The sequence below is a fragment of the Acidovorax sp. A1169 genome (assembly GCF_030704685.1).
GTDB lineage: Bacteria > Pseudomonadota > Gammaproteobacteria > Burkholderiales > Burkholderiaceae_C > Acidovorax.
On sequence record NZ_JAUZDX010000003.1, the window covers coordinates 258559 to 277364 of the forward strand.

The following is an 18806-nucleotide window of genomic DNA, read 5'->3' on the forward strand; positions in this document are numbered from 1 at the left end:
GAGGCACGGCCAGCATGAGCACTTTCCGCGACTACGTCACCAGCACGGCATTCGCACTCACGATCTCGCGCCGCCAGATCGAGTGCATCAGCCAGCTTCACCAGTTCGGCGACACCTGGATGCTGCTCACCACCTTCGACGCTCTGGCGCGCAAAGGCCTGGTTGAGCGCGTGCGCGAGAAGAACGCGGACGAGCATTTCAGCACCACCGCCCGCCTCACCGAGGCAGGCCACGCCGTGGTGCCGCTGCTCAAGCTGGCCGGGCTGTACATCCAATACCCACCCCGGCCCGAGCCTGTGGACCTCCCGCCCATAGACGTCGCGGTGATCCTCAAGCGCCGTCCGCAAGTGCAGCCAGACGCCCAGGCACCCCAGGAGCCAGCATGAACCCCATCCACGAAGAAATCCTGCTCTCGGACGGCAAAGAGCAGCCCATCAGCGGCTTCAAGCTCTTTGCCGCCAAGGCGCCGAGCGTCGAGGTGATCGCGCACAGCCTGGCCCAGCTCAATCGATTCACAGGCCACGCAGCGCGCCCCTACAGCGTGGCCGAGCACAGCCTGCTGGTGGCCGACATCGTCGCCAACATGGGCCTGGACCACCACGCCCAGCGCCTGGCCCTGATGCACGACGCGCATGAGTGCATGTGCGGCGACGTGAACACCATGGTCAAGTTGGTGCTCGGCATCTTGTGGGGCGAGTTCGAACACCCGCTCGCCCTGCTGGTGCGTACCACCTACAACCTGCGCGCGCCCCACGCCGCACACGGCAAAGCCGTACGCCAGGCCGACCTGGTTGCGCTGGCCACTGAGCGGCGCGACCTCATGCCATTCAAGGCCGGTCGCAACCGCGCCTGGTCGGTCATCGACACCCCTGGCCCGGCGCGAGTTCTACCACTCAAGGACATCGATCTTGCCAACAAGGCGCGCGAGAAGATGCCCTGGAATGCCTGGCGCGATGCATTCATCGAACGGTATCACCGACTCGATGCCCTTTGCCGCCAGCCCGTGTGGATTGCAACGCAGGAGGCGCCCACAGCATGAGCGCCCTGCCCCAAGACCCCACCCCCATGCACCAGCCCCGCCCGCGCCGCAAGGCGCGCACGAGCAGCCTGCTGCGCGCGTGGTCCCGCCCCATCACTACCAGCGGCCCCAGCGCTCACCTCAGTTCCAGCGACTACCAGGGCCACGAGCTGCACCGAAATGCCGGCGTGCCCGATGCCCGCTTCGCCGCCTTCACCAAGCCCAGCCGCGTGGGCGACTGGCTCCACTACCCCGATGGCCGCAAGGAAAGGTTCCCAGGCAAATGAGCACCATCCACGTCATTTCCGTGTCCGGCGGCAAGGACAGCCTGGCCACGCTGCTCATTGCAATGGAGCGCTGCCCTGCCGGGTCTGTGGTCGCCATCTTCTGCGACACCGGCAACGAGCACGAGCAGACCTACGCCTACCTGGATTATCTGGAGCAAGCCCTCGGCATCACCATCATTCGCCTCAAGGCCGATTTCTCGCGCCAGCTCCTGGTAAAGCGCATGTTCATCGCGCGCGACGTGCGCACCGGCCGCGACAAGGCTGGCCGCCGCCTGCGCTGGTCCAACAAGGCCAAGCGCCGCGCGCTGTCGGTGATGCACCCCAGCGGAAACCCATTCCTTGACCTGTGCATGTGGAAAGGCCGCTTTCCCAGCCGCAAAGCCCAGTTCTGCACCGAAGAGCTCAAGCGCAACATGGCCGTCGGCTACCAGCTCGACCTCATGGAAGCCGGCCACCGCGTGATCAGCTGGCAGGGCGTGCGCCGCGACGAATCGCACAACCGCCGCAACGCGAAGAAATTCGAGCGCGTGGGCGGCGGCCTGCGCATCTGCCGCCCCATCGTGGAATGGACCGCCGCGCAGGTTTTCGCTTACTCGGCCGCGCGCGGCCTGCAGCCCAACCCTCTGCACCTGCAGGGCATGGGCCGTGTGGGATGCATGCCCTGCATCAACTGCAACAAGGCAGAGCTGCGCCAGATCGCCACGCGCTTTCCACAGCATTTGGAGCGTATAGCCGAATGGGAAGTGCTGGTCAGCATGTGCAGCAAGCGCGGCGGCTCCACCTTCATGGCCGACGCCCACCCCGGAAAAGACCGGCGCCAAGTATTCGCCGATCTGAACATCTGGAGCCGCATCGAATGGTCCAAGACCACGCGCGGCGGCAAGCAATTCAACCTGCTGGACGCCACCGAGCACGACGGTGCAGGCGGCTGTAGCAGCTCATACGGCCTGTGCGAGCAGGCAGAACTGGAATCGGCATGACACGCACCACATCACGCCTCGCCGGCCTGCAGCGCCGGCAGAACCAGGCCCGCCAGGCCAAGGCCAACACCCCGCACCCGGTCACCACCGAAATCCAGCGCGCCCGCATCGCCCACGACGTGGCCGCCCTGCTGCGTGGCGCCAGCCTGCACGCCTGGACGGGCCAGCACGCCGCCAACACCACCAACCTGGCCGGGCGCATCGTCTACATCGTCGCCCACGCCTGCGGCCTGGCCGGCATCCATGAGGGCGCCGACGTCAACATCCTGCGCGGCGCCGCCAGTGCCCTGGGCGACCTGCAGGCCCACCCCGAGCAGTTGGAGCTGCACCGTGGTGCCATCCAGAGCGGCCTGGCCGCCTGCACCCGTCTGCTCCCCAGCCTGACCGAGCTGCAGCTCGCCCACGGGGCGCAGACGCTGGACGACCTGCTACAGCGCACCGAGGGCATGAGCACTGGCGACGTGGAGCGCGCGCTGCAGCTGCGCGCGGAGGGCCAGCCAGCATGAAGCTCGAAACCCTCGACACCATCAAGGCCCGCTGCACCCTGGAGGGCGACTGCTGGCTGTGGCCAGCAAGCTCCAACCCGCACGGCAAACCCGAGGCGCCCAAGGTGCGCCACGGCGGCAAGGTCGTCAAGGTGCGGCGCGTGGTGCGCGAACTGGTGGACGGCAGGCCCATCCCCGGCAGGCTCGAAGCGGTAGCCCGCTGCGACAACCTGCGGTGCGTCTCGCCCCAATGCTCCATCAAGGTCAGCACCAAGCGCAGCCGCCAAATCCAGATCGAGCGCGGCCACCTGAACACACCGGCCGCCATTGCCAAGCGCACAGCCACCCGGCGCGCCGCCTCACGCTTCCCCGAGGAAGTGATCGAGCAGGTGCGCAACTCCCCCGATTCCTGCGCCAAAGCCGCCGCCAAGGCCGGCATGAGCAAGGGCCACGCTCACGCCGTCCGCACTGGCCAATGGCGGGCTCGGGCCAACAATCCATTTGCGGGACTGATGGCATGACCGCGCTTGCAATCACCCGCCCAGCCCTGCGATACCACGGCGGCAAGTTCCGCCTGGCCAAGTGGATTGAGGCATTCTTCCCGCCCCACATGGTCTACGTCGAGCCCTTTGGTGGTGGCGCCAGCGTGCTGCTGCTCAAAAAGCGCAGCCATGCCGAGATTTACAACGACCTCGACGCCGAGCTCAACAACTTCTTTGCGGTGGCGCGCGACCGTGGCGCCGAGTTGCGCGACGCGCTGTACCTCACGCCCTTTTCCCGGGCCGAGTTCGAGCAAGCCTACCTGCCGGCCGATGACACGCTGGAACAAGCCCGCCGCACGGTGGTGCGCTCGTTCATGGGCTTCGGATCTGGCGGCGCCAGCGGCAAGCGCACAGGCTTTCGCTGCAACAGCTCACGCAGCCACACCACGCCGGCGCACGACTGGGTGAACTACCCCGATGCGCTGCCCGCCATCACCGAGCGACTGCGCGGCGTCACGCTGGAATGCCGCGACGCAGCCCAGGTCATCGCCCAGCACGACGGCCCGCGCACCCTGATCTACGTGGACCCGCCCTACGTGTTCAGCACCCGCACGCGGATGCTCACCCAGCCCAGCTACAGCAACTGGTCCGGCTACCGGCACGAGCTGACCGACGCCGACCACCGCAGCCTGGCCGAGCTGCTTCACAGCGTGAAGGGCATGGTGGTGCTGTCCGGCTACCCGTGCGACCTGTACGACCGCGAGCTGTACAACGGCTGGGCCCGCCATGAGCGCAAGGCCCTGGCTGATGGCGCCCGGACGCGCACCGAAGTGCTCTGGCTCAACCCGGCATGCGCCGCAGCCCTTGAGCGCTCTCACGGCGGCCTATTCGCCGAGACGGATCAAGCATGAGAGCCATCGACCTCTTCGCCGGCGCCGGCGGATTCAGCACCGGCGCCGCCATGGCGGGCTGCCAGGTCGTGTGGGCTGGCAACCACTGGCAAGCCGCCGTGGACGCGCACGCGATCAACCACCCCGGCACACTCCACGCCTGCCAGGATCTGCAGCAGCAGGACTGGACGCAGGTGCCACAGCACGACCTGCTGCTGGCAAGCCCCGCATGCCAGGGGCACAGCCCGGCGCGAGGCAAAGAGAAGGCCCACCACGATGCCCTGCGCTCCACCGCGTGGGCCGTGGTGTCGGCGGCAGAGTGCCACAGGCCTGCCGTCTTCGTGGTCGAGAACGTGCCCGCCTTCGCCGCGTGGACGCTCTACCCCGCGTGGTGCGCTGCTATGAACGCCCTGGGCTATGCCCTGGCGCCCATGGTGCTCGACGCCGCCGACCACGGCGTGCCACAGCACCGCCTGCGCCTTTTCATCGTGGGCACGCGCAGCGCGCACCCCATCACGCTCGACCTGCCGCGCGCCGCCATGGCCACCGCTGCCGATGTGATCGACTTCAGCGCGGGCCGATGGTCTGCTATCGACAAGCCCGGCCGGTCCTGCAACACCCTGGCGCGCATCGCCGCTGGCCGGCTGCGGCACGGCCACAGGTTCGTGGCGCCCTACTACGGCAGTGGCTCGGGTGAAACAGGCCGCAGCCTGCACCGCCCCCTGGGCACCATCACCACGCGCGACCGCTGGTCTGTGATCGACGGCGACCGCATGCGCATGCTCACGGCCGAAGAGTGCCGCGCCGCCATGGGCTTCCCGGCTGGCTACCACCTGCCCGCCGACCACAAGACCGCCGTGCACATGCTCGGCAACGCCGTGTGCCCACCCCAGGCGCGCGACCTGATCCACGCATTGAGGGCGGCAGCATGACGCACCCCACCGCCCAGCAGATCAACCTGCTGCACCACACACTGGGCCTACGGCCCGACCGCCGCGAGGCGCACCGCAATCACTTCGTGGCCGGGCCCGGGCATCACGACCAGCCCGACCTGCAGGCCCTGGTCGCATCCGGCCTGATGGCGCGCAGCCCAACGCCGAGGTTTCTGGATCCGACCGACGAAGTGTTCCACGTCACGGAAACCGGCAAGGCCTTGGCACTGGCAGAACTTCCAGAGCCGCCGCCACCACCGAAACAGCACCAGTACCGCGACTTCCTGGACGCTGATGGCTGCACGGGAGACAGCTTTGCCGAACACCTGTGCGGCGAGAGAGTTCCACAGCTGGAGATGCGCCACGAGCACGTCAAGGGCGGGACGGTGTGGGAGTACCGCATGTACCGCACCGTCTTCATCGACCGCGACTACCCCAAGCACCGCGACGTGCAGGGCGAATGGATGCCCACAAAGAAGGCGGCCAAGGCCACCTACAAAACAGCACTCAAGGCGCACCACAGGACCCTTGCGGCCTTGCGGTCTGGCCACTCACCAGCAGGAGCAGCAGCATGACCCCCCAGAACATCGCCCGCCTGCGCAAGCTGGCCAGCGCCACCCGGATCGAATGGCGCGTGGCCGATCCGGCCACCAAAGCCTACTGCATGAGCTACGACCGCTCAGACACCCTCACCCCCGAGGAGGATGCCCACGCCTGGCTTGACGACCAGCGAAAGCGGTTCCCAGGCGGGCGCTACTCGCACTACGAGGTGATCTGTGTCGAGGTGCGCACCGAGCTGCAACGTCTGGCGGCCGAGCTGCTGACCAAGGCAGAGCGCCTCAACACCCCCGGCGACCCAGACCTGCTGGCCCAACTCCACGCCCAGTGCAAGCACCTGCTGGACGATCTGACCGTCACAACCCACGACGAGCACGGCCTGACTGAGCATTCGCCGGTCGCCGGCCTGACCTACAGCAATTTCATCGGCGCGCTGGCGCCGCTGGTGTCCCGCGCTGGCGCTGTGCTCGCAGCCCAGAACTCCGACAGCGGGGCGAGGCGCGTCCCCGGCAATGTGAAACCGGACAACGCCACCACAGTGCACTTCTACGAGCAGGACTGCTACGTGCTATCGAATTTCAGCGCCTTCACGCTGGACTGGCGCAACCTACGTTTTGACACCAGCGAGGCGGCTTACCACTACGAGAAGTTCGTAGGTGGCGCGGCCTGCTGCGCGGGGATTGCCTACGAGGTGTTGGTAGCGCCGTCAGCGCACGAGGCTTACAAAATCGCCGAACGCAATAAGGAGCACCGCCGCCCCGACTGGGATGCGGTCAAGGTGGACATCATGCGCACCATCTTGCGCGCCAAGGCCAACCAGCACAAATACGTGCGCCGCAAACTGCTGGCCACCGGCAACCGCGAGCTGGTCGAAGACTCCTGGCGTGATGCCTTCTGGGGTTGGGGCCCCAACCGCGACGGCCAGAACATGCTGGGCAAGCTGTGGATGGAGATCCGTGCCGAGCTGCGAGCACAGGAGGGCGGAAATGCCTGACACCACCATGAACCCCTGGACCCCCACCACCGACCCACGCACCCTGCGCCGCCTGGGCAAGCTGCAGGAAGAACTGGGCGAGCTGACCACTGCTGTGGCTGCCAGCATTGAAAACCCCTACAGCCACCGCAAGGCCTTCACAGACGAGACGGCCGATGTCCTGGCGCAGGTGGAACTGGCTGTAGCGCAGTTTGACCTGCCAAGAGATGTGATGGCCATGCGCATGTCTGAATCGCTGCACATGTCCCTGAACCCAGTTGGTCGCGGCACAACCCCAAGCCACCACACCAGCCTGCTGCGAATACTGGGGGTGCTGCAGGCAGTCGTGGCCCGCTGCGTCATCCAGGGCATCGAAGAGATCGACCCATCGAGCGGCAAAACCAACCGCGTACGCTTTATCGAAGCGGTCGCGGACACCCTCACCCAGGTAAACAAGTCAATCGGGCATTTCAGCCTGGACTACAACGCCATCCGTCTTCGCGTCACCGAGAAAAAGCGCCAGATGGCCGAGTGGGAAGCGCTGTGCACCGGAGCACCAGCACCATGAGCACCGCCACCCAACCCCGCCGCCCCGAGCGCACAGCCAAAGACTACGCCATCGAGTTCGGCGAGTACCTGGCACGCGGCGCCGAAGAGCTGCTGCAGGCACTCAACCACCAGGGCGAGCTGCTCTCCCGCCTGGACGATGGCGAAGACATCAGCGATGACGACCTGTTCCAGGCCCGCGAGCTGGTCCTTGAGTTCCACGGCGGCCTGCGCCGCGACATCTACGAATTCCGCAAGCGCCGCGACCGCGCTCTGGCGCCAGCCCGCACCACCCACACCCCGCCGCCCCAACCCCGCGAATGGCCCGCCACCTGGGAAGCCATCCGCGAGTGGCGCGACGCCCCCACCAGGGCCTTCGCCCAGGCGGCCGTGGAAGCCGTCAACCGCACCATCACCAGCGAGCTGCATGCCCAGGTCCACCTGGACCGCATCGCCCGCGCCGAGCAAGAGGAAAGGACCACCGACCGTGAACATGTTTAACCCCGCCACCGCACAACCCAACATCTTGAACAGCTTGCGCGCTGGCGGCGTGCTCAAGCTCAGCCCCAAGACGCAGCGCTTTTTCATCATCCAGAGCAGCCGCGAACTGGAGTGCGACCAGCGCCAGGCCCAGCGCCTGGCCAGCGACGGCACCCTGCGCCCGGCAGGCCGTGACAGCCACAGCAACTGCGTGTTTGCGCTCAATCAGGCCAGCGCCAAGAAAGAATTGCCATGAACGCCACAGCTCAAGCCCCAACTGCTGCCCTGCCCCACTACAACGACAGCTCGCTGCTGCGCGCCTCCGATATCTTCAGCACGCCGCGCCGACGTGGCGTGCTGCCCATCGGCAAGACAACGTTCTATCGCTGGGTGGACCAGGGCCTGGTGCCCGAAGGCCGCAAGATCAGCGGCACTCCCCTGTGGCCCTACTCGGCCATCAGGCAGCTGGCTGAGCAGGATCTGCAGGCGCAGCAGGCGGGCGGGCCGCCGCAGTGAGTGCATCGATGTGGTCCGCGTACCACTGCAGCGCCCGGCGCCGGTCTTCCGCCAGCTCGGCGCGCGTGTACGCGGCCACCACCTCTTTCTTTTCCTCATGGGCCAGCAGCAGCTCGATCACATCCTGCTGCACCACCCGGTGTTCCTTGAGGATGGTGGCCGCCGTCGAACGCAGGCCGTGCGGCGCAAACTCAGGCACCCCGAAGTCCAGCCGGCCAATCATGTGGTTCAGCGTGGCATCTGACATCGGCCGCCCCTTGCCACCCAGGAACCGCATGGGGAACAGGTATTCGCCATGCCCAGTCATCCGGTGCAGCTCGCGCAGCAGGGCCACCGCCTGGCGCGGCAGGTAGACGCGATGCTCGCGCCGCATCTTCATGCGCTCGGCCGGCACCGTCCACACCCCCTTTTTCCAATCCACTTCGGGCCACTTGGCCTTGATCAGCTCTGACTTGCGCACCATGGTGTACGCCAGCAACCTGGCCGCGTAGACGGTCAGCGCACTGGTGCCGCTTTGCTTGTCGAGCTCACCCCAAAACCGCACCAGCTCAGGCTCCCGCAGATGCACGTGGTGCTTTGCCGGTGGCACGGCCACGGCGCCGCGCACAGCCAGTGCCGGATTGGATTCAACGATCAGCTTGCGGATGGCGAAGTTGTAAACCTGCTGCACGATCACACGGCAGCGGTCGGCCGTCACCGGCACATGCAGCAGCTTTTCCATGATGGCCAGCACATCGCCCGCCTTCACCTGGTGCAGCGCCTTTTGGCCAATGCCCGGGTTGATGTACGAGTCCAGGAACCGCACGACCTGGGTGCGGTAGGCCGCCGAGCGATAGAACAGCGTCTCGCGCACCCACACCTGGGCAAAGTCCTCAAAAGTCACGCTGCGGCGCTTGGCATCAGCGTCGATCTGCTCCGAACGCTTTCGCTCCTCGACAGGGTCGACGCCCTTGGCCAGCTTCGCTCGTAGCAGTGCGTGCGCATCACGCGCCTCGGCAATGCCGATCTCAGGATATGGGCCAATGGTCCACTTAGGCCGCCGCCCCTCGAACGAATAGATGTAGCGCCAGATCTTGCTGCCCGTGGTCAGCACTTCGACATACAGCCCGCCCCCGTCAAGCAGCAGGTAGGGCTTGTCCTTGGGCTTGGCAGCATTGAGCTGCGAGGACTTGAGTTTGTAGTTGATTGCGCGGCTATCGGCCATCAGAAGTGTTCCATGAAAAAACCAGCCCTGGGGCCATGGAACAGCATGGTACAGAACATGGAACGATTTCGATGGAACACCATGGAACTTTCAAGAACCGAACGGGCAGAAAAAAGGCCCGACTCCATAGGAGCGGGCCTGTTCTGCGGGTACTCAAGGAACCCTACCAAACGCGATCACATGTTGTCGATCATCACCTGCCCGAAGCCCGAGCAGCTCACCTGCGTGGCCCCATCCATCAGCCGCGCGAAGTCATAGGTCACCTTCTTCGACGCAATCGACTTCTCCAGCGAGCTGATGATCAAATTGGCCGCCTCGATCCAGCCCATGTGGCGCAGCATCATCTCGGCCGAGAGGATTTCGGAGCCGGGGTTCACATAGTCCTTGCCGGCGTACTTGGGGGCCGTGCCGTGGGTGGCTTCGAAGCAGGCCACCGAGTCGGACATGTTGGCGCCCGGCGCGATGCCGATGCCGCCGACCTGGGCGGCCAGCGCGTCGGAGATGTAGTCGCCGTTGAGGTTGAGCGTGGCCACCACGGAATACTCCGCAGGGCGCAGCAAAATCTGCTGCAGGAAGGCATCGGCGATGCTGTCCTTGATGGTGATGTCCTTGCCCGACTTGGGGCTCTTGAACTTGCACCAGGGGCCGCCGTCGATCAGCTCGGCGCCGAATTCCTTTTGCGCCAGGGCATAGGCCCAGTCGCGAAAGCCCCCCTCGGTGTACTTCATGATGTTGCCCTTGTGCACGATGGTCACGCTGGGCTTGTCGTTGTCGATGGCGTACTGGATGGCCTTGCGCACCAGGCGCTCGGTGCCTTCGCGAGAGACGGGCTTGACGCCGATGCCCGATGTGTTGGGGAAGCGGATCTTCTTGACGCCCATCTCGTCCTGCAGGAACTTGATGAGCTTCTTGGCCTTGTCGGATTCGGCTTCGAATTCGATGCCAGCGTAGATGTCTTCCGAGTTCTCGCGGAAGATCACCATGTTGGTCTTCTCGGGCTCTTTCAGGGGCGAAGGCACGCCCTTGAAGTACTGCACGGGGCGCAGGCAGACGTACAGGTCGAGCTCCTGGCGCAGGGCCACGTTCAGCGAGCGGATGCCGCCACCCACGGGGGTGGTCAGCGGGCCCTTGATGGACACCACGTACTCGCGCAGCACGGCCAGCGTTTCCTCGGGCAGCCACACGTCGGGGCCGTAGACCTTGGTGGATTTTTCGCCCGCATAGACCTCCATCCACTGGATCTTCTTCTTGCCGCCATAGGCCTTGGCCACGGCGGCATCGACCACCTTGATCATGACCGGCGTAATGTCCAGACCGGTACCGTCGCCTTCGATGAAAGGGATGATCGGCTCGTCCGGCACGTTCAGGGACATGTCGGCATTGACGGTGATTTTCTGCCCTTGGGCAGGCACCTTGATGTGCTGGTAGCTGGTCATGGACGGGAGGTCTCCGTTGGAATGCTGAAACAGGGATTCAGCAGGTTGGCGATGCGCTCTCAACCGGCACGATTCTATCGACAAAAATATACCGAAACCCCCTGTCAACCTTGCCTGGGCTGCTATCGTTGCAGGTGGAGCTTTGCGAGTTTTTTGCAAAGCCCTCAACCCGATAGTTCGTCTAGGAAATGGCATATATGAAAAAACTCCTCGCTGTCCTGATGGCTGGTCTGTTCTCTGCCGGTGCTTTCGCACAGGCTCCAGCCGCCCCTGCTGCCGCACCCGCCCCCGCCGCGGCACCTGCGGCAGCCCCAGCCCCCAAGGCCAAGGCCGCACCTGCCCACAAGCAGTCCAAGAAAATGGCGCAAAAGAAGACCAAGAAGCACGCCAAGAAGGCCGCCGCCTGATGGAGCCGGGGGTTTTTGCGATCCACTGACCCCCGTCCACCGGTTTGCCTCAAAATCGCCCGCATCTGCGGGCGTTTTCGTTTCCGGCGCCCGCCTGCTGCCCACCCCTCCTCGCCGAAAGACCCCTTCCATGCCCAGCCCGAGCCTTGCAACCGCCCTACCCGCTCCTGTCTCCCGCCGTCTGCTGGCCGCTGCCCTGCTGGCCGCATCGCTGATGGGCATGGCCTCCACCGGCCGGGCACAGGAAGGCCCGCAGCTGAATCTGCAGCGCGTGGAGCTCTCCGCCGGCATGCACCGCATCGATGCCCAGGTGGCGCTGGCGCCGCTGGAGCGCCAGATCGGCCTGATGAACCGCCCCGAGATGCCCCAGCACGAGGGCATGCTGTTCGTCTTCGAGCAGCCCAGCGAGCAGTGCTTCTGGATGAAGAACACGCTGCTGCCGCTGACGGCCGCCTTCGTCGCGGACGACGGCACCATCGTCAATCTGGAGGACATGAAGCCCCAGACGCTGGAGTCGCACTGCTCCAAGAAGCCCGTGCGCTTCGTGCTGGAGATGAACCAGGGCTGGTTCGCCAAAAAGGGCATCAAGGCGGGCTTCAAGCTCGGTGGCGCGCCCTTCTCGCGCAAGTGAACCTGCTGCGCGCATGAAAAAACGGCCCGAGGGCCGTTTTTTGTGCCCGCCCGGCAAGGGCAGGCAGGCCGGTAGCCGGCAATCAGGCGAAGTTGGCTTCGGCGAACTTCCAGTTGACCAGCTTGTCCAGGAAGGTTTCGACGAACTTGGGGCGCATGTTGCGGTAGTCGATGTAGTAAGCGTGCTCCCACACGTCCACCGTCAGCAGGGCCTTGTCGGCGGTGGTCAGGGGCGTGCCGGCGGCGCCGGTGTTCACGATGTCGACGCTGCCGTCGGCCTTCTTCACCAGCCAGGTCCAGCCCGAACCGAAGTTGCCCACGGCGCTCTTGACGAACGCTTCCTTGAAGGCAGCGTAGCTGCCCCACTTGGCGGTGATGGCTGCAGCCAGCGCGCCCGATGGCTCGCCGCCGCCGGCGGGTGCCATGCAGTTCCAGAAGAAGGTGTGGTTCCAGATCTGGGCGGCGTTGTTGTAGATGCCGCCGCTGGCCTTCTTGATGATTTCCTCAAGGGTCATCGCCTCGAATTCCGTGCCTTTTTGCAGGTTGTTGAGGTTCACCACGTAGGCATTGTGGTGCTTGCCGTGGTGGTACTCCAGCGTTTCCTGGCTGTAGTTCGGGGCCAGGGCGTCGATGGCGTAGGGCAGCGGGGGAAGGGTATGTTCCATGGTGTTTTCCTCGTGGTGGTTTGAATTGTGGTGGGCCCGCTGCGCCATGAGTTCCACGCTGCGTGCCTGCGGGTGAACGGGCATTGTAGGAAGAACATGCGACCCGTGCAGCGAAGGGTGCAACGATTCGTCATAGTCCATGACAATGCCGCGATTGTCCTACAGCAAACGCGCCTGGGCCGCAGCGGTGACGTCGACCACGCCATCGGCCAGCGTGGCGCGCAGCGCATCGCCGGGATGCACCTGGCGCACGCTGGTGACCGCGTGGCCATCCGCATCGGCAAGCAGTGCATAGCCGCGCTGCAGCACCAGGCGCGGGTCGAGCAGCTCCAGGCGCAGCGCGGCGCGGTCCACCCGGTCGCGCAGGCCGTCGATGCGGCGCTGCACCTGCACGGGCAGTGCCGCAGCAACTGCCTGCTGGGCCTGCTCCATGCGCTGCAGGCGCAGCAACACGGCGTGGCGCATGCGCTGGGCCATGCGCGCCATCTGCATCTGTTCGCGCGCCACCAGGCCCGAGGGGCGGCCCAGGCGGGCGGCCGCCTGGTCCAGGCGCTGGTGGCGGGCATCGAGCTGGCGCTGCAGTCCGTCGGCGATGCGGCCTTCGATCAGGTCCAGGGCACCCAGCCACACCTCGCGCGGCTGCGCCACCAGCTCGGCCGCAGCGGTGGGGGTGGGCGCGCGCAGGTCGGCGCAGAAGTCGGCAATGGTGAAATCGGTCTCGTGCCCCACGCCGCTGACCAATGGCACCGGGCTTTGCACGATGGTGCGGGCCAGGTGCTCGTCGTTGAAGGCCCACAGGTCCTCGATGGAGCCGCCGCCGCGCACCAGCAGGATGGTGTCGATGGCCGGCTGGCTGGCCGAAGGCCCCTGCTCCGCCAGCCGGTACAGCCGGTTCAGCGCGGAAATGATGGACTGCGGCGCGGCTGCGCCCTGCACCTGGGCGGGTGCCAGCACCACGGGGATGTGCGGCACCCGGCGGCGCAGCGCCGTGACCACATCGTGCAGTGCGGCAGCACCCAGCGAGGTGACCAGGCCAATGCCACGCGGCTGCACGGGCAGTGGCCGCTTGCGGGCGCCATCGAACAGGCCTTCGGCCTCCAACTGGGCCTTCAGGCGCAGGAACTGCTCGAACAGCGCGCCCTGGCCGGCGCGCTGCATGCTTTCCACAATGAACTGCAGGTCGCCGCGGGCCTCGTACACCCCCAGCTTGCCGCGCACTTCCACCAATTCGCCATCGCGCGGCGAAAAGTCAAGCAGGCTGGCGGCGCGGCGGAACATGGCGCAACGCAACTGGCCCTGGGCGTCTTTTACCGAGAAGTAGCAATGCCCGCTGGATGCGCGCGAGAAGCCCGTGATCTCGCCGCGCACCGCTACAGGATTGAAGCGCGCCTCCAGCGCATCAGCAATGGCGCGGCACAGCGCGCCGACTTCCCACACACGGGGCGCCACTGTGGGGTTTCCACGCTCAAACATGAGCAACGGCGGCCATTGGCGCCCCATTGGAGGGCCGAGTCTTCCACAGAAGCGGCGATACAGCGGCCACCAACGCCTGAGAACCATTTACCCACAGCAAATCACGAGAACACGTGCAAGTCATTGATTTATATGTATTTTTCACTGCGCAATTTTTCATCAATCTGTTGCAAGCACGGCGCCAAGCCACTTTGCGGGCCTGAGCGACCCGGTTGCCCACAAAGTTATCCACAGATTTTGTGGGTGAAGCTGCGGTCACCTGGGGCATCCGCCAAGGTAACGGTTTGTGACGAAAAGCGGCCAGCAAGCTGGGCCATAATCGCCGATTGCCCCTCATCTGCGCGGAGAGAGATTTGCTGTCCATCATACAAGCCGCAGGCTGGCCCATCTGGCCGCTGATCGTGTGTTCCATCCTTGGTATGGCCCTGGTTATCGAACGTTTCGTGGCCCTCAAGACGGCCCGTGTCGCGCCGCCCAAGCTGCTCGACGAAGCCATCACCGTTTCGTCCAAAAGCCTGCCCACACCCGATGTGGTGAACCAGCTGGCGCAGAACTCTGCCCTGGGCGAGGTGCTGGCCAGCGGCCTGCGCACGCTCAACAGCAACCCGCAGTGCAGCGAGGCCGATCTGCGTGCCGCCATGGAAGGCACCGGCCGCTCCGTCGCCCACCGGCTCGAAAAATACCTCAGCGCCCTGGCCACCATTGCTTCGGCAGCCCCCTTGCTCGGCCTGCTGGGAACGGTCATCGGCATGATCGAGATCTTCGGCTCGCAGACCGGCGGCGGCGGCGTGGGGCAGGCCATGGGCGGGGGCAACCCTGCCCGGCTGGCGCACGGCATCTCGATCGCCCTGTACAACACGGCCTTCGGCCTGATCGTGGCCATCCCGGCGCTGATCTTCTGGCGCTACTTCCGTGGCCGCGTCGATGCCTACCTGCTGACCCTGGAACTGGCCTCGGAACAGTTCGTGCGCCACATCCTGCGCCACAAGAAGTGACGGCGATGGCCCCCACGGTCGCCCACTGCGTGTGGCTCCCTGCCCCCCAAGGGGGCCGCGTTTTGCCTTGGGGCGGCCCGGCGGCAAAACATGGCGCCCTAGAGGCAGCGCCCAAGTTGTTTGAAAGGTCTCCGGGATGAATTTCCGCCCCCGTGCCAAGGAAGAACCCGAGATCAACCTGATCCCGTTCATCGACGTTCTGCTGGTGATCCTCATCTTCTTGATGCTGACCACCACCTACAGCAAGTTCACCGAGCTGCAGCTGACCCTTCCCGTGGCCGATGCCGACCAGCAACGCGACCACCCCAAGGAAGTGGTGGTCGCGGTGGCGGCGGATGGCCGCTATGCGGTCAACAAGACCGGCGTGGAGGGCAATAGCGTCGACGCCGTGGCCCGCGCCCTGCGCGAGGCGTCTGCCGCCATCGGCAAGGACAGCGTGGTCATCATCAGCGCCGATGCGATGTCGCCCCACCAGGCGGTAGTGACGGTGATGGAGGCCGCGCGCCGCGTGGGCCTCACGCAGATCACCTTTGCCACCCAGTCGTCGGCTGGCGCGCGCGCAGGCAACGGCGGCCGCTAGCGGACATGGCTGCCGCCGGGCCGCAGCCGCCCCCTTCTGCCGGCCTGGTACGGGCCTGGCAATCCCGGGGCTTCGTCGCCTGGGCCCTGTGGCCCGCCTCTCTGCCCTACAGCTTTCTGGTGCGGCTGCGCCGGGCCCTTTACCGCCACGGCACCCTGCGCTCCGAACACCCCGGGCGCCCGACCATTGTCGTGGGCAACGTGATTGCCGGTGGTGCCGGCAAGACCCCCGTGGTGATGGCCCTGGTGCAGCACCTCAAGGCCTGCGGACTCAAGCCCGGCGTCATCTCGCGCGGCTATGGCCGCAGCACCACCGACTGCCGCGAGGTGCTGGCCGACAGCCCGGCGCGCGAGGTAGGCGACGAGCCCGCCCTGATCGCCCGCAGCTGCGGTGTGCCGGTCTTCGTGGACCGCCAGCGCACCACTGCGGCGCGGGCCTTGCTTGCCAGGCACCCGGACACCGATGTCATCGTCTGCGACGATGGCCTGCAGCACCTGGCGCTGCAGCGCGACCTGGAGGTCTGCGTCTTCAACGACCAGGGCGTGGGCAACGGCTTTCTGCTGCCGGCCGGGCCGCTGCGCGAGCCCTGGCCGCGTGCAGTGGACTGGGTGCTGCACCCCGATACCACGGCAGCCCCTGCCGGCACGGCACCCGCGTTTGAATTGCGGCGCGGCCTGGCCGACCACGCCGTGCGCGCCGACGGCAGCCGCCTGCCCCTGCAATCGCTGCGCGGCCAGCCCGTGCATGCCCTGGCGGCAATTGCCCGGCCCGAGGACTTCTTTGGCATGCTGCGGGCCGGGGGGCTGACCCTGGCGCGCACCACAGCCCTGCCGGACCACCACGACTTCACCGGCTGGAGCGATGGGGATGGCGCAACGCAGGGCGCGCAGCTGCCCCTGCTGTGCACCGCCAAGGATGCCGTGAAGCTCTGGCCACTGCGCCCCGACGCCCTGGCGGTGCCATTGGAGGTGGGTCTGGCCCCGGCCTTTTTCGCAGCGGTAGACGCCCGGTTGGCCTCATTGGTACCGCCACCCTCGCTATCATCGCCCCTGCCCGCCCCCTAGGAGCCTGTCGGACTTGGAGCGTCGAAAGCGAAAATTGGCCTCAGGGAGGACATTTTTTGCCGGATTTGCAGCGCTGCGGCCGATTAGCAGCCGACGATTTCCAAGTCCGACAGGCTCCCAGGGTGATTGAACGAACGTTTGCTGGAAAGCTGCCGCCATGGACCCAAAACTGCTTGAACTGCTGGTCTGCCCCGTCACCAAGGGCCCGCTGACCTTTGACCGCGAGCACCAGGAGCTCGTCTCGCGCAGCGCGCGCCTGGCGTACCCGGTGCGCGACGGCATCCCGGTGCTGCTCGAAAACGAGGCGCGCACGCTGACCGACGAAGAAATCGAGGCATGAGCGCGGTGGCCGCACCCGAAGCCTTCACCGTCGTGATTCCGGCGCGCATGGCCTCGAGCCGCCTGCCAGACAAGCCCCTGGCCGACATTGCCGGCCTGCCCATGGTGGTGCGCGTGGCGCAGCGCGCCGCGCTGAGTGGCGCCGCCCGCGTGGTGGTGGCAGCAGACGACGCGCGCGTGCTGCAGGCCTGCCAGGCGCATGGCGTACCCGCCATCCTGACCCGCACCGACCACGCCAGCGGCAGCGACCGCCTGGCCGAGGCCTGCGAGCAACTGGGCCTGGCGGGCGACGACATCGTGGTCAACGTGCAGGGCGACGAACCGCTGATGGACCCCGGCCTCATCGATGCCGTGGCGGCCCTGCTGCCCGCGCGCCCCGAGGCCAGCATGGGCACCGCGGCCCACGCCATCGCCACCCTGGCTGACTACGAGAACCCGAACGTGGTGAAAGTCGTACTCGATGCACGCGGCCTGGCGCACTACTTCAGCCGCGCGCCCATTCCGTGGGCACGCGACTATGCGGGCACTGCGTGGTGGGACAACGCCACGGGCACCGTGCCCGCCGGCTTTGCCCCGTTGCGCCACATCGGCATCTACAGCTACCGCGCGGGTTTTCTGCGCGCCTTTCCCACCCTGACGCAGGCCCCCACCGAGGTGATGGAAGCGCTGGAGCAACTGCGCGCGCTGTGGCACGGCCACCGCATTGCAGTGCACGTCACCGATACCGCGCCCGGCCCAGGCGTGGACACGCCGCAGGACCTGGAGCGCGTGCGCGCCCTGTTGGCGTAGGCCGGCGGACACCCCCGCAGGGGCCGGCAAACGCCCCATGCTGGTGCGCGAAGGGGCCATCCTACGCATTTATACGCATGTCATATCGCGCGTGTAAGCCAGTGCAAGGCGGTCACATGCTATCCTCGACCGCAACGAGAGCATTGCATCCCGGGCCCCACAAGCGCCTGCGCGAGCACTGCCGTTGCAGCACACCCCCGCAGCCCCGCCCCATCCGTGGAGCACTGCGGTCTTTTTTTGCTGCCATGGCCGTGATCGAGCGCCCGCGCGTGGTGCAGCCCCAGCCAGCATTGCCAGCCGATTTCTAACCTTCGAGGACCTTCATGAGACTGATTCTGTTGGGCGCGCCTGGCGCCGGAAAGGGCACGCAAGCCACGTTCATCTGCCAGAAGTACGGCATTCCGCAGATCTCCACCGGAGACATGCTGCGCGCAGCCGTCAAGGCAGGCACCCCGCTGGGCCTGCAGGCCGATGCCATCATGAAGTCGGGCGCCCTGGTCAGCGACGACCTGATCATCAACCTCGTCAAGGAACGCATTGCCCAGCCCGACTGCGCCAAGGGTTTCCTGTTCGACGGCTTCCCCCGCACCATCCCCCAGGCCGACGCCATGAAGGCTGCGGGCGTGAAGCTCGACCACGTGCTGGAGATCGATGTGCCCTTCGAGGCCATCATCGAACGCATGAGCGGCCGCCGCTCGCACCCCGCCAGCGGCCGCACCTACCACGTCAAGTTCAACCCGCCCAAGGTGGAAGGCAAGGACGACGTGACCGGTGAAGACCTGATCCAGCGCGACGACGACAAGGAAGAGACTGTCAAGAAGCGCCTGCAGGTGTACAGCGACCAGACCCGCCCCCTGGTGGACTACTACAGCCAGTGGGCCAAGGCCGACCCCACCGCCGCCCCCCAATACCACGCCATCAGCGGCATGGGCAGCGTGGACGACATCACGCATCGGGCCTTTGCGGCCCTCGCCAGCTAACCATCTGACCCGCTGATTTTTCGGCGGCACCAACAACAAAGCCGGGCAATGCCCGGCTTTGTTGTTTCTGACCCGCTGGGGCCAGCTTGATCGGAAG

At 66.2% G+C, this 18806-nt stretch carries 26 protein-coding genes; 22 read left to right on the forward strand and 4 right to left on the reverse strand.

Annotated features, from left to right (window positions below):
* The first annotated feature begins 14 nt into the window (after positions 1-14).
* Genes QYL93_RS07270 through QYL93_RS07335 form a run of 14 tightly spaced genes read left to right on the forward strand, consistent with a single transcriptional unit; the run spans position 15 to position 8147 of the window.
* Positions 15-386, forward strand: coding sequence for a hypothetical protein (locus QYL93_RS07270; RefSeq protein WP_305743030.1), 372 nt, complete (start codon positions 15-17; stop codon positions 384-386).
* Positions 383-1039: a hypothetical protein gene (locus QYL93_RS07275; protein WP_305743031.1), complete on the forward strand. Its 657-nt coding sequence runs from the start codon at positions 383-385 to the stop codon at positions 1037-1039. The genes QYL93_RS07270 and QYL93_RS07275 overlap by 4 nt, the downstream gene beginning before the upstream one ends.
* The gene (locus tag QYL93_RS07280; protein WP_305743032.1) at positions 1036-1305 is read left to right on the forward strand and encodes a hypothetical protein; all 270 of its coding nucleotides are present in this window, start codon (positions 1036-1038) and stop codon (positions 1303-1305) included. Before QYL93_RS07275 ends, QYL93_RS07280 begins: the two co-directional genes overlap by 4 nt.
* Positions 1302-2285 (forward strand): phosphoadenosine phosphosulfate reductase family protein, encoded by a 984-nt coding sequence (locus tag QYL93_RS07285; RefSeq protein WP_305743033.1) that lies wholly within the window; start codon positions 1302-1304, stop codon positions 2283-2285. The genes QYL93_RS07280 and QYL93_RS07285 overlap by 4 nt, the downstream gene beginning before the upstream one ends.
* The gene (locus QYL93_RS07290; protein WP_305743034.1) at positions 2282-2791 is read left to right on the forward strand and encodes a hypothetical protein; all 510 of its coding nucleotides are present in this window, start codon (positions 2282-2284) and stop codon (positions 2789-2791) included. The genes QYL93_RS07285 and QYL93_RS07290 overlap by 4 nt, the downstream gene beginning before the upstream one ends.
* Positions 2788-3291, forward strand: a complete 504-nt coding sequence (locus tag QYL93_RS07295; protein WP_305743035.1) for a hypothetical protein — start codon at positions 2788-2790, stop codon at positions 3289-3291. The genes QYL93_RS07290 and QYL93_RS07295 overlap by 4 nt, the downstream gene beginning before the upstream one ends.
* Complete coding sequence (locus QYL93_RS07300) at positions 3288-4163, forward strand: DNA adenine methylase (RefSeq protein WP_305743036.1); 876 nt, start codon at positions 3288-3290, stop codon at positions 4161-4163. The genes QYL93_RS07295 and QYL93_RS07300 overlap by 4 nt, the downstream gene beginning before the upstream one ends.
* Positions 4160-5074, forward strand: a complete 915-nt coding sequence (locus tag QYL93_RS07305; protein WP_305743037.1) for a DNA cytosine methyltransferase — start codon at positions 4160-4162, stop codon at positions 5072-5074. Before QYL93_RS07300 ends, QYL93_RS07305 begins: the two co-directional genes overlap by 4 nt.
* The gene (locus QYL93_RS07310; RefSeq protein WP_305743038.1) at positions 5071-5649 is read left to right on the forward strand and encodes a hypothetical protein; all 579 of its coding nucleotides are present in this window, start codon (positions 5071-5073) and stop codon (positions 5647-5649) included. Before QYL93_RS07305 ends, QYL93_RS07310 begins: the two co-directional genes overlap by 4 nt.
* Complete coding sequence (locus QYL93_RS07315) at positions 5646-6626, forward strand: NADAR family protein (RefSeq protein WP_305743039.1); 981 nt, start codon at positions 5646-5648, stop codon at positions 6624-6626. The genes QYL93_RS07310 and QYL93_RS07315 overlap by 4 nt, the downstream gene beginning before the upstream one ends.
* The gene (locus tag QYL93_RS07320; protein WP_305743040.1) at positions 6619-7173 is read left to right on the forward strand and encodes a hypothetical protein; all 555 of its coding nucleotides are present in this window, start codon (positions 6619-6621) and stop codon (positions 7171-7173) included. The genes QYL93_RS07315 and QYL93_RS07320 overlap by 8 nt, the downstream gene beginning before the upstream one ends.
* Positions 7170-7652 carry a hypothetical protein gene (locus tag QYL93_RS07325; protein ID WP_305743041.1) on the forward strand — a complete coding sequence of 161 codons (483 nt, stop codon included), beginning with the start codon at positions 7170-7172 and terminating at the stop codon, positions 7650-7652. The genes QYL93_RS07320 and QYL93_RS07325 overlap by 4 nt, the downstream gene beginning before the upstream one ends.
* A complete protein-coding gene (locus tag QYL93_RS07330) occupies positions 7639-7887 on the forward strand; it encodes a hypothetical protein (protein ID WP_305743042.1) in 249 nt (82 codons plus the stop codon). Before QYL93_RS07325 ends, QYL93_RS07330 begins: the two co-directional genes overlap by 14 nt.
* On the forward strand, positions 7884-8147 hold the full coding sequence (locus tag QYL93_RS07335; RefSeq protein WP_305743043.1) for an AlpA family transcriptional regulator: 264 nt from the start codon (positions 7884-7886) through the stop codon (positions 8145-8147). Before QYL93_RS07330 ends, QYL93_RS07335 begins: the two co-directional genes overlap by 4 nt.
* On the opposite strand, the gene QYL93_RS07340 is transcribed toward QYL93_RS07335, so the two are convergent.
* Together QYL93_RS07340 and icd are read right to left on the reverse strand one after the other, a co-directional pair.
* Positions 8089-9351: a tyrosine-type recombinase/integrase gene (locus QYL93_RS07340; RefSeq protein WP_305743044.1), complete on the reverse strand. Its 1263-nt coding sequence runs from the start codon at positions 9349-9351 to the stop codon at positions 8089-8091. The genes QYL93_RS07335 and QYL93_RS07340 overlap by 59 nt on opposite strands.
* 176 nt (positions 9352-9527) lie before the next feature.
* Positions 9528-10787 (reverse strand): NADP-dependent isocitrate dehydrogenase, encoded by a 1260-nt coding sequence (gene icd, locus QYL93_RS07345; RefSeq protein ID WP_305743045.1) that lies wholly within the window; start codon positions 10785-10787, stop codon positions 9528-9530.
* Between the two features lie 197 nt (positions 10788-10984).
* Here icd and QYL93_RS07350 point away from each other — a divergent pair, with 197 nt between their 5' ends.
* Both QYL93_RS07350 and QYL93_RS07355 read left to right on the forward strand, forming a co-directional pair.
* Complete coding sequence (locus tag QYL93_RS07350; RefSeq protein ID WP_305743046.1) at positions 10985-11194, forward strand: hypothetical protein; 210 nt, start codon at positions 10985-10987, stop codon at positions 11192-11194.
* Between the two features lie 130 nt (positions 11195-11324).
* Positions 11325-11825, forward strand: coding sequence for a DUF192 domain-containing protein (locus QYL93_RS07355; RefSeq protein WP_305743047.1), 501 nt, complete (start codon positions 11325-11327; stop codon positions 11823-11825).
* A gap of 82 nt (positions 11826-11907) precedes the next feature.
* Here QYL93_RS07355 and QYL93_RS07360 read toward each other — a convergent pair whose 3' ends face one another.
* Both QYL93_RS07360 and xseA read right to left on the reverse strand, forming a co-directional pair.
* Complete coding sequence (locus tag QYL93_RS07360) at positions 11908-12489, reverse strand: superoxide dismutase (RefSeq protein WP_305743048.1); 582 nt, start codon at positions 12487-12489, stop codon at positions 11908-11910.
* 159 nt (positions 12490-12648) lie between these two features.
* Positions 12649-13962, reverse strand: coding sequence for an exodeoxyribonuclease VII large subunit (gene xseA / locus QYL93_RS07365; RefSeq protein WP_305743049.1), 1314 nt, complete (start codon positions 13960-13962; stop codon positions 12649-12651).
* 353 nt (positions 13963-14315) lie between these two features.
* Between xseA and QYL93_RS07370 the strand changes: the two genes are divergently transcribed.
* The 6 genes from QYL93_RS07370 (at position 14316) to adk (ending at position 18709) form a co-directional block, all read left to right on the forward strand.
* Complete coding sequence (locus QYL93_RS07370) at positions 14316-14957, forward strand: MotA/TolQ/ExbB proton channel family protein (protein ID WP_179680459.1); 642 nt, start codon at positions 14316-14318, stop codon at positions 14955-14957.
* A 136-nt stretch (positions 14958-15093) separates the two neighbouring features.
* Positions 15094-15537 carry a biopolymer transporter ExbD gene (locus tag QYL93_RS07375; protein ID WP_179680460.1) on the forward strand — a complete coding sequence of 148 codons (444 nt, stop codon included), beginning with the start codon at positions 15094-15096 and terminating at the stop codon, positions 15535-15537.
* Positions 15538-15542: 5 nt separating this feature from the next.
* Positions 15543-16601 carry a tetraacyldisaccharide 4'-kinase gene (gene lpxK / locus QYL93_RS07380; protein WP_305743050.1) on the forward strand — a complete coding sequence of 353 codons (1059 nt, stop codon included), beginning with the start codon at positions 15543-15545 and terminating at the stop codon, positions 16599-16601.
* Positions 16602-16758: 157 nt separating this feature from the next.
* The gene (locus QYL93_RS07385; protein ID WP_057203154.1) at positions 16759-16941 is read left to right on the forward strand and encodes a Trm112 family protein; all 183 of its coding nucleotides are present in this window, start codon (positions 16759-16761) and stop codon (positions 16939-16941) included.
* Entirely contained in the window at positions 16938-17729 is a 792-nt protein-coding gene (kdsB, locus tag QYL93_RS07390) for a 3-deoxy-manno-octulosonate cytidylyltransferase (RefSeq protein WP_305743051.1), read from the forward strand. The genes QYL93_RS07385 and kdsB overlap by 4 nt, the downstream gene beginning before the upstream one ends.
* A 323-nt stretch (positions 17730-18052) precedes the next feature.
* Entirely contained in the window at positions 18053-18709 is a 657-nt protein-coding gene (gene adk / locus QYL93_RS07395) for an adenylate kinase (RefSeq protein ID WP_305743052.1), read from the forward strand.
* Positions 18710-18806: the final 97 nt, after the last annotated feature.

What these genes read in the sequence shown, in the direction of transcription:
- QYL93_RS07275 (WP_305743031.1), top strand. Translation starts at nt 383, where the DNA reads ATGAACCCCATCCACGAAGAAATCCTGCTCTCGGACGGCAAAGAGCAG.
- icd (WP_305743045.1), bottom strand. Translation starts at nt 10,787, where the DNA reads ATGACCAGCTACCAGCACATCAAGGTGCCTGCCCAAGGGCAGAAAATC.
- QYL93_RS07305 (WP_305743037.1), top strand. Translation starts at nt 4,160, where the DNA reads ATGAGAGCCATCGACCTCTTCGCCGGCGCCGGCGGATTCAGCACCGGC.
- QYL93_RS07280 (WP_305743032.1), top strand. Translation starts at nt 1,036, where the DNA reads ATGAGCGCCCTGCCCCAAGACCCCACCCCCATGCACCAGCCCCGCCCG.
- QYL93_RS07385 (WP_057203154.1), top strand. Translation starts at nt 16,759, where the DNA reads ATGGACCCAAAACTGCTTGAACTGCTGGTCTGCCCCGTCACCAAGGGC.
- QYL93_RS07320 (WP_305743040.1), top strand. Translation starts at nt 6,619, where the DNA reads ATGCCTGACACCACCATGAACCCCTGGACCCCCACCACCGACCCACGC.
- QYL93_RS07340 (WP_305743044.1), bottom strand. Translation starts at nt 9,351, where the DNA reads ATGGCCGATAGCCGCGCAATCAACTACAAACTCAAGTCCTCGCAGCTC.
- QYL93_RS07355 (WP_305743047.1), top strand. Translation starts at nt 11,325, where the DNA reads ATGCCCAGCCCGAGCCTTGCAACCGCCCTACCCGCTCCTGTCTCCCGC.
- QYL93_RS07335 (WP_305743043.1), top strand. Translation starts at nt 7,884, where the DNA reads ATGAACGCCACAGCTCAAGCCCCAACTGCTGCCCTGCCCCACTACAAC.
- kdsB (WP_305743051.1), top strand. Translation starts at nt 16,938, where the DNA reads ATGAGCGCGGTGGCCGCACCCGAAGCCTTCACCGTCGTGATTCCGGCG.
- QYL93_RS07290 (WP_305743034.1), top strand. Translation starts at nt 2,282, where the DNA reads ATGACACGCACCACATCACGCCTCGCCGGCCTGCAGCGCCGGCAGAAC.
- QYL93_RS07300 (WP_305743036.1), top strand. Translation starts at nt 3,288, where the DNA reads ATGACCGCGCTTGCAATCACCCGCCCAGCCCTGCGATACCACGGCGGC.
- QYL93_RS07270 (WP_305743030.1), top strand. Translation starts at nt 15, where the DNA reads ATGAGCACTTTCCGCGACTACGTCACCAGCACGGCATTCGCACTCACG.
- QYL93_RS07360 (WP_305743048.1), bottom strand. Translation starts at nt 12,489, where the DNA reads ATGGAACATACCCTTCCCCCGCTGCCCTACGCCATCGACGCCCTGGCC.
- QYL93_RS07310 (WP_305743038.1), top strand. Translation starts at nt 5,071, where the DNA reads ATGACGCACCCCACCGCCCAGCAGATCAACCTGCTGCACCACACACTG.
- QYL93_RS07315 (WP_305743039.1), top strand. Translation starts at nt 5,646, where the DNA reads ATGACCCCCCAGAACATCGCCCGCCTGCGCAAGCTGGCCAGCGCCACC.
- QYL93_RS07375 (WP_179680460.1), top strand. Translation starts at nt 15,094, where the DNA reads ATGAATTTCCGCCCCCGTGCCAAGGAAGAACCCGAGATCAACCTGATC.
- adk (WP_305743052.1), top strand. Translation starts at nt 18,053, where the DNA reads ATGAGACTGATTCTGTTGGGCGCGCCTGGCGCCGGAAAGGGCACGCAA.
- lpxK (WP_305743050.1), top strand. Translation starts at nt 15,543, where the DNA reads ATGGCTGCCGCCGGGCCGCAGCCGCCCCCTTCTGCCGGCCTGGTACGG.
- QYL93_RS07285 (WP_305743033.1), top strand. Translation starts at nt 1,302, where the DNA reads ATGAGCACCATCCACGTCATTTCCGTGTCCGGCGGCAAGGACAGCCTG.
- QYL93_RS07295 (WP_305743035.1), top strand. Translation starts at nt 2,788, where the DNA reads ATGAAGCTCGAAACCCTCGACACCATCAAGGCCCGCTGCACCCTGGAG.
- xseA (WP_305743049.1), bottom strand. Translation starts at nt 13,962, where the DNA reads ATGTTTGAGCGTGGAAACCCCACAGTGGCGCCCCGTGTGTGGGAAGTC.
- QYL93_RS07325 (WP_305743041.1), top strand. Translation starts at nt 7,170, where the DNA reads ATGAGCACCGCCACCCAACCCCGCCGCCCCGAGCGCACAGCCAAAGAC.
- QYL93_RS07350 (WP_305743046.1), top strand. Translation starts at nt 10,985, where the DNA reads ATGAAAAAACTCCTCGCTGTCCTGATGGCTGGTCTGTTCTCTGCCGGT.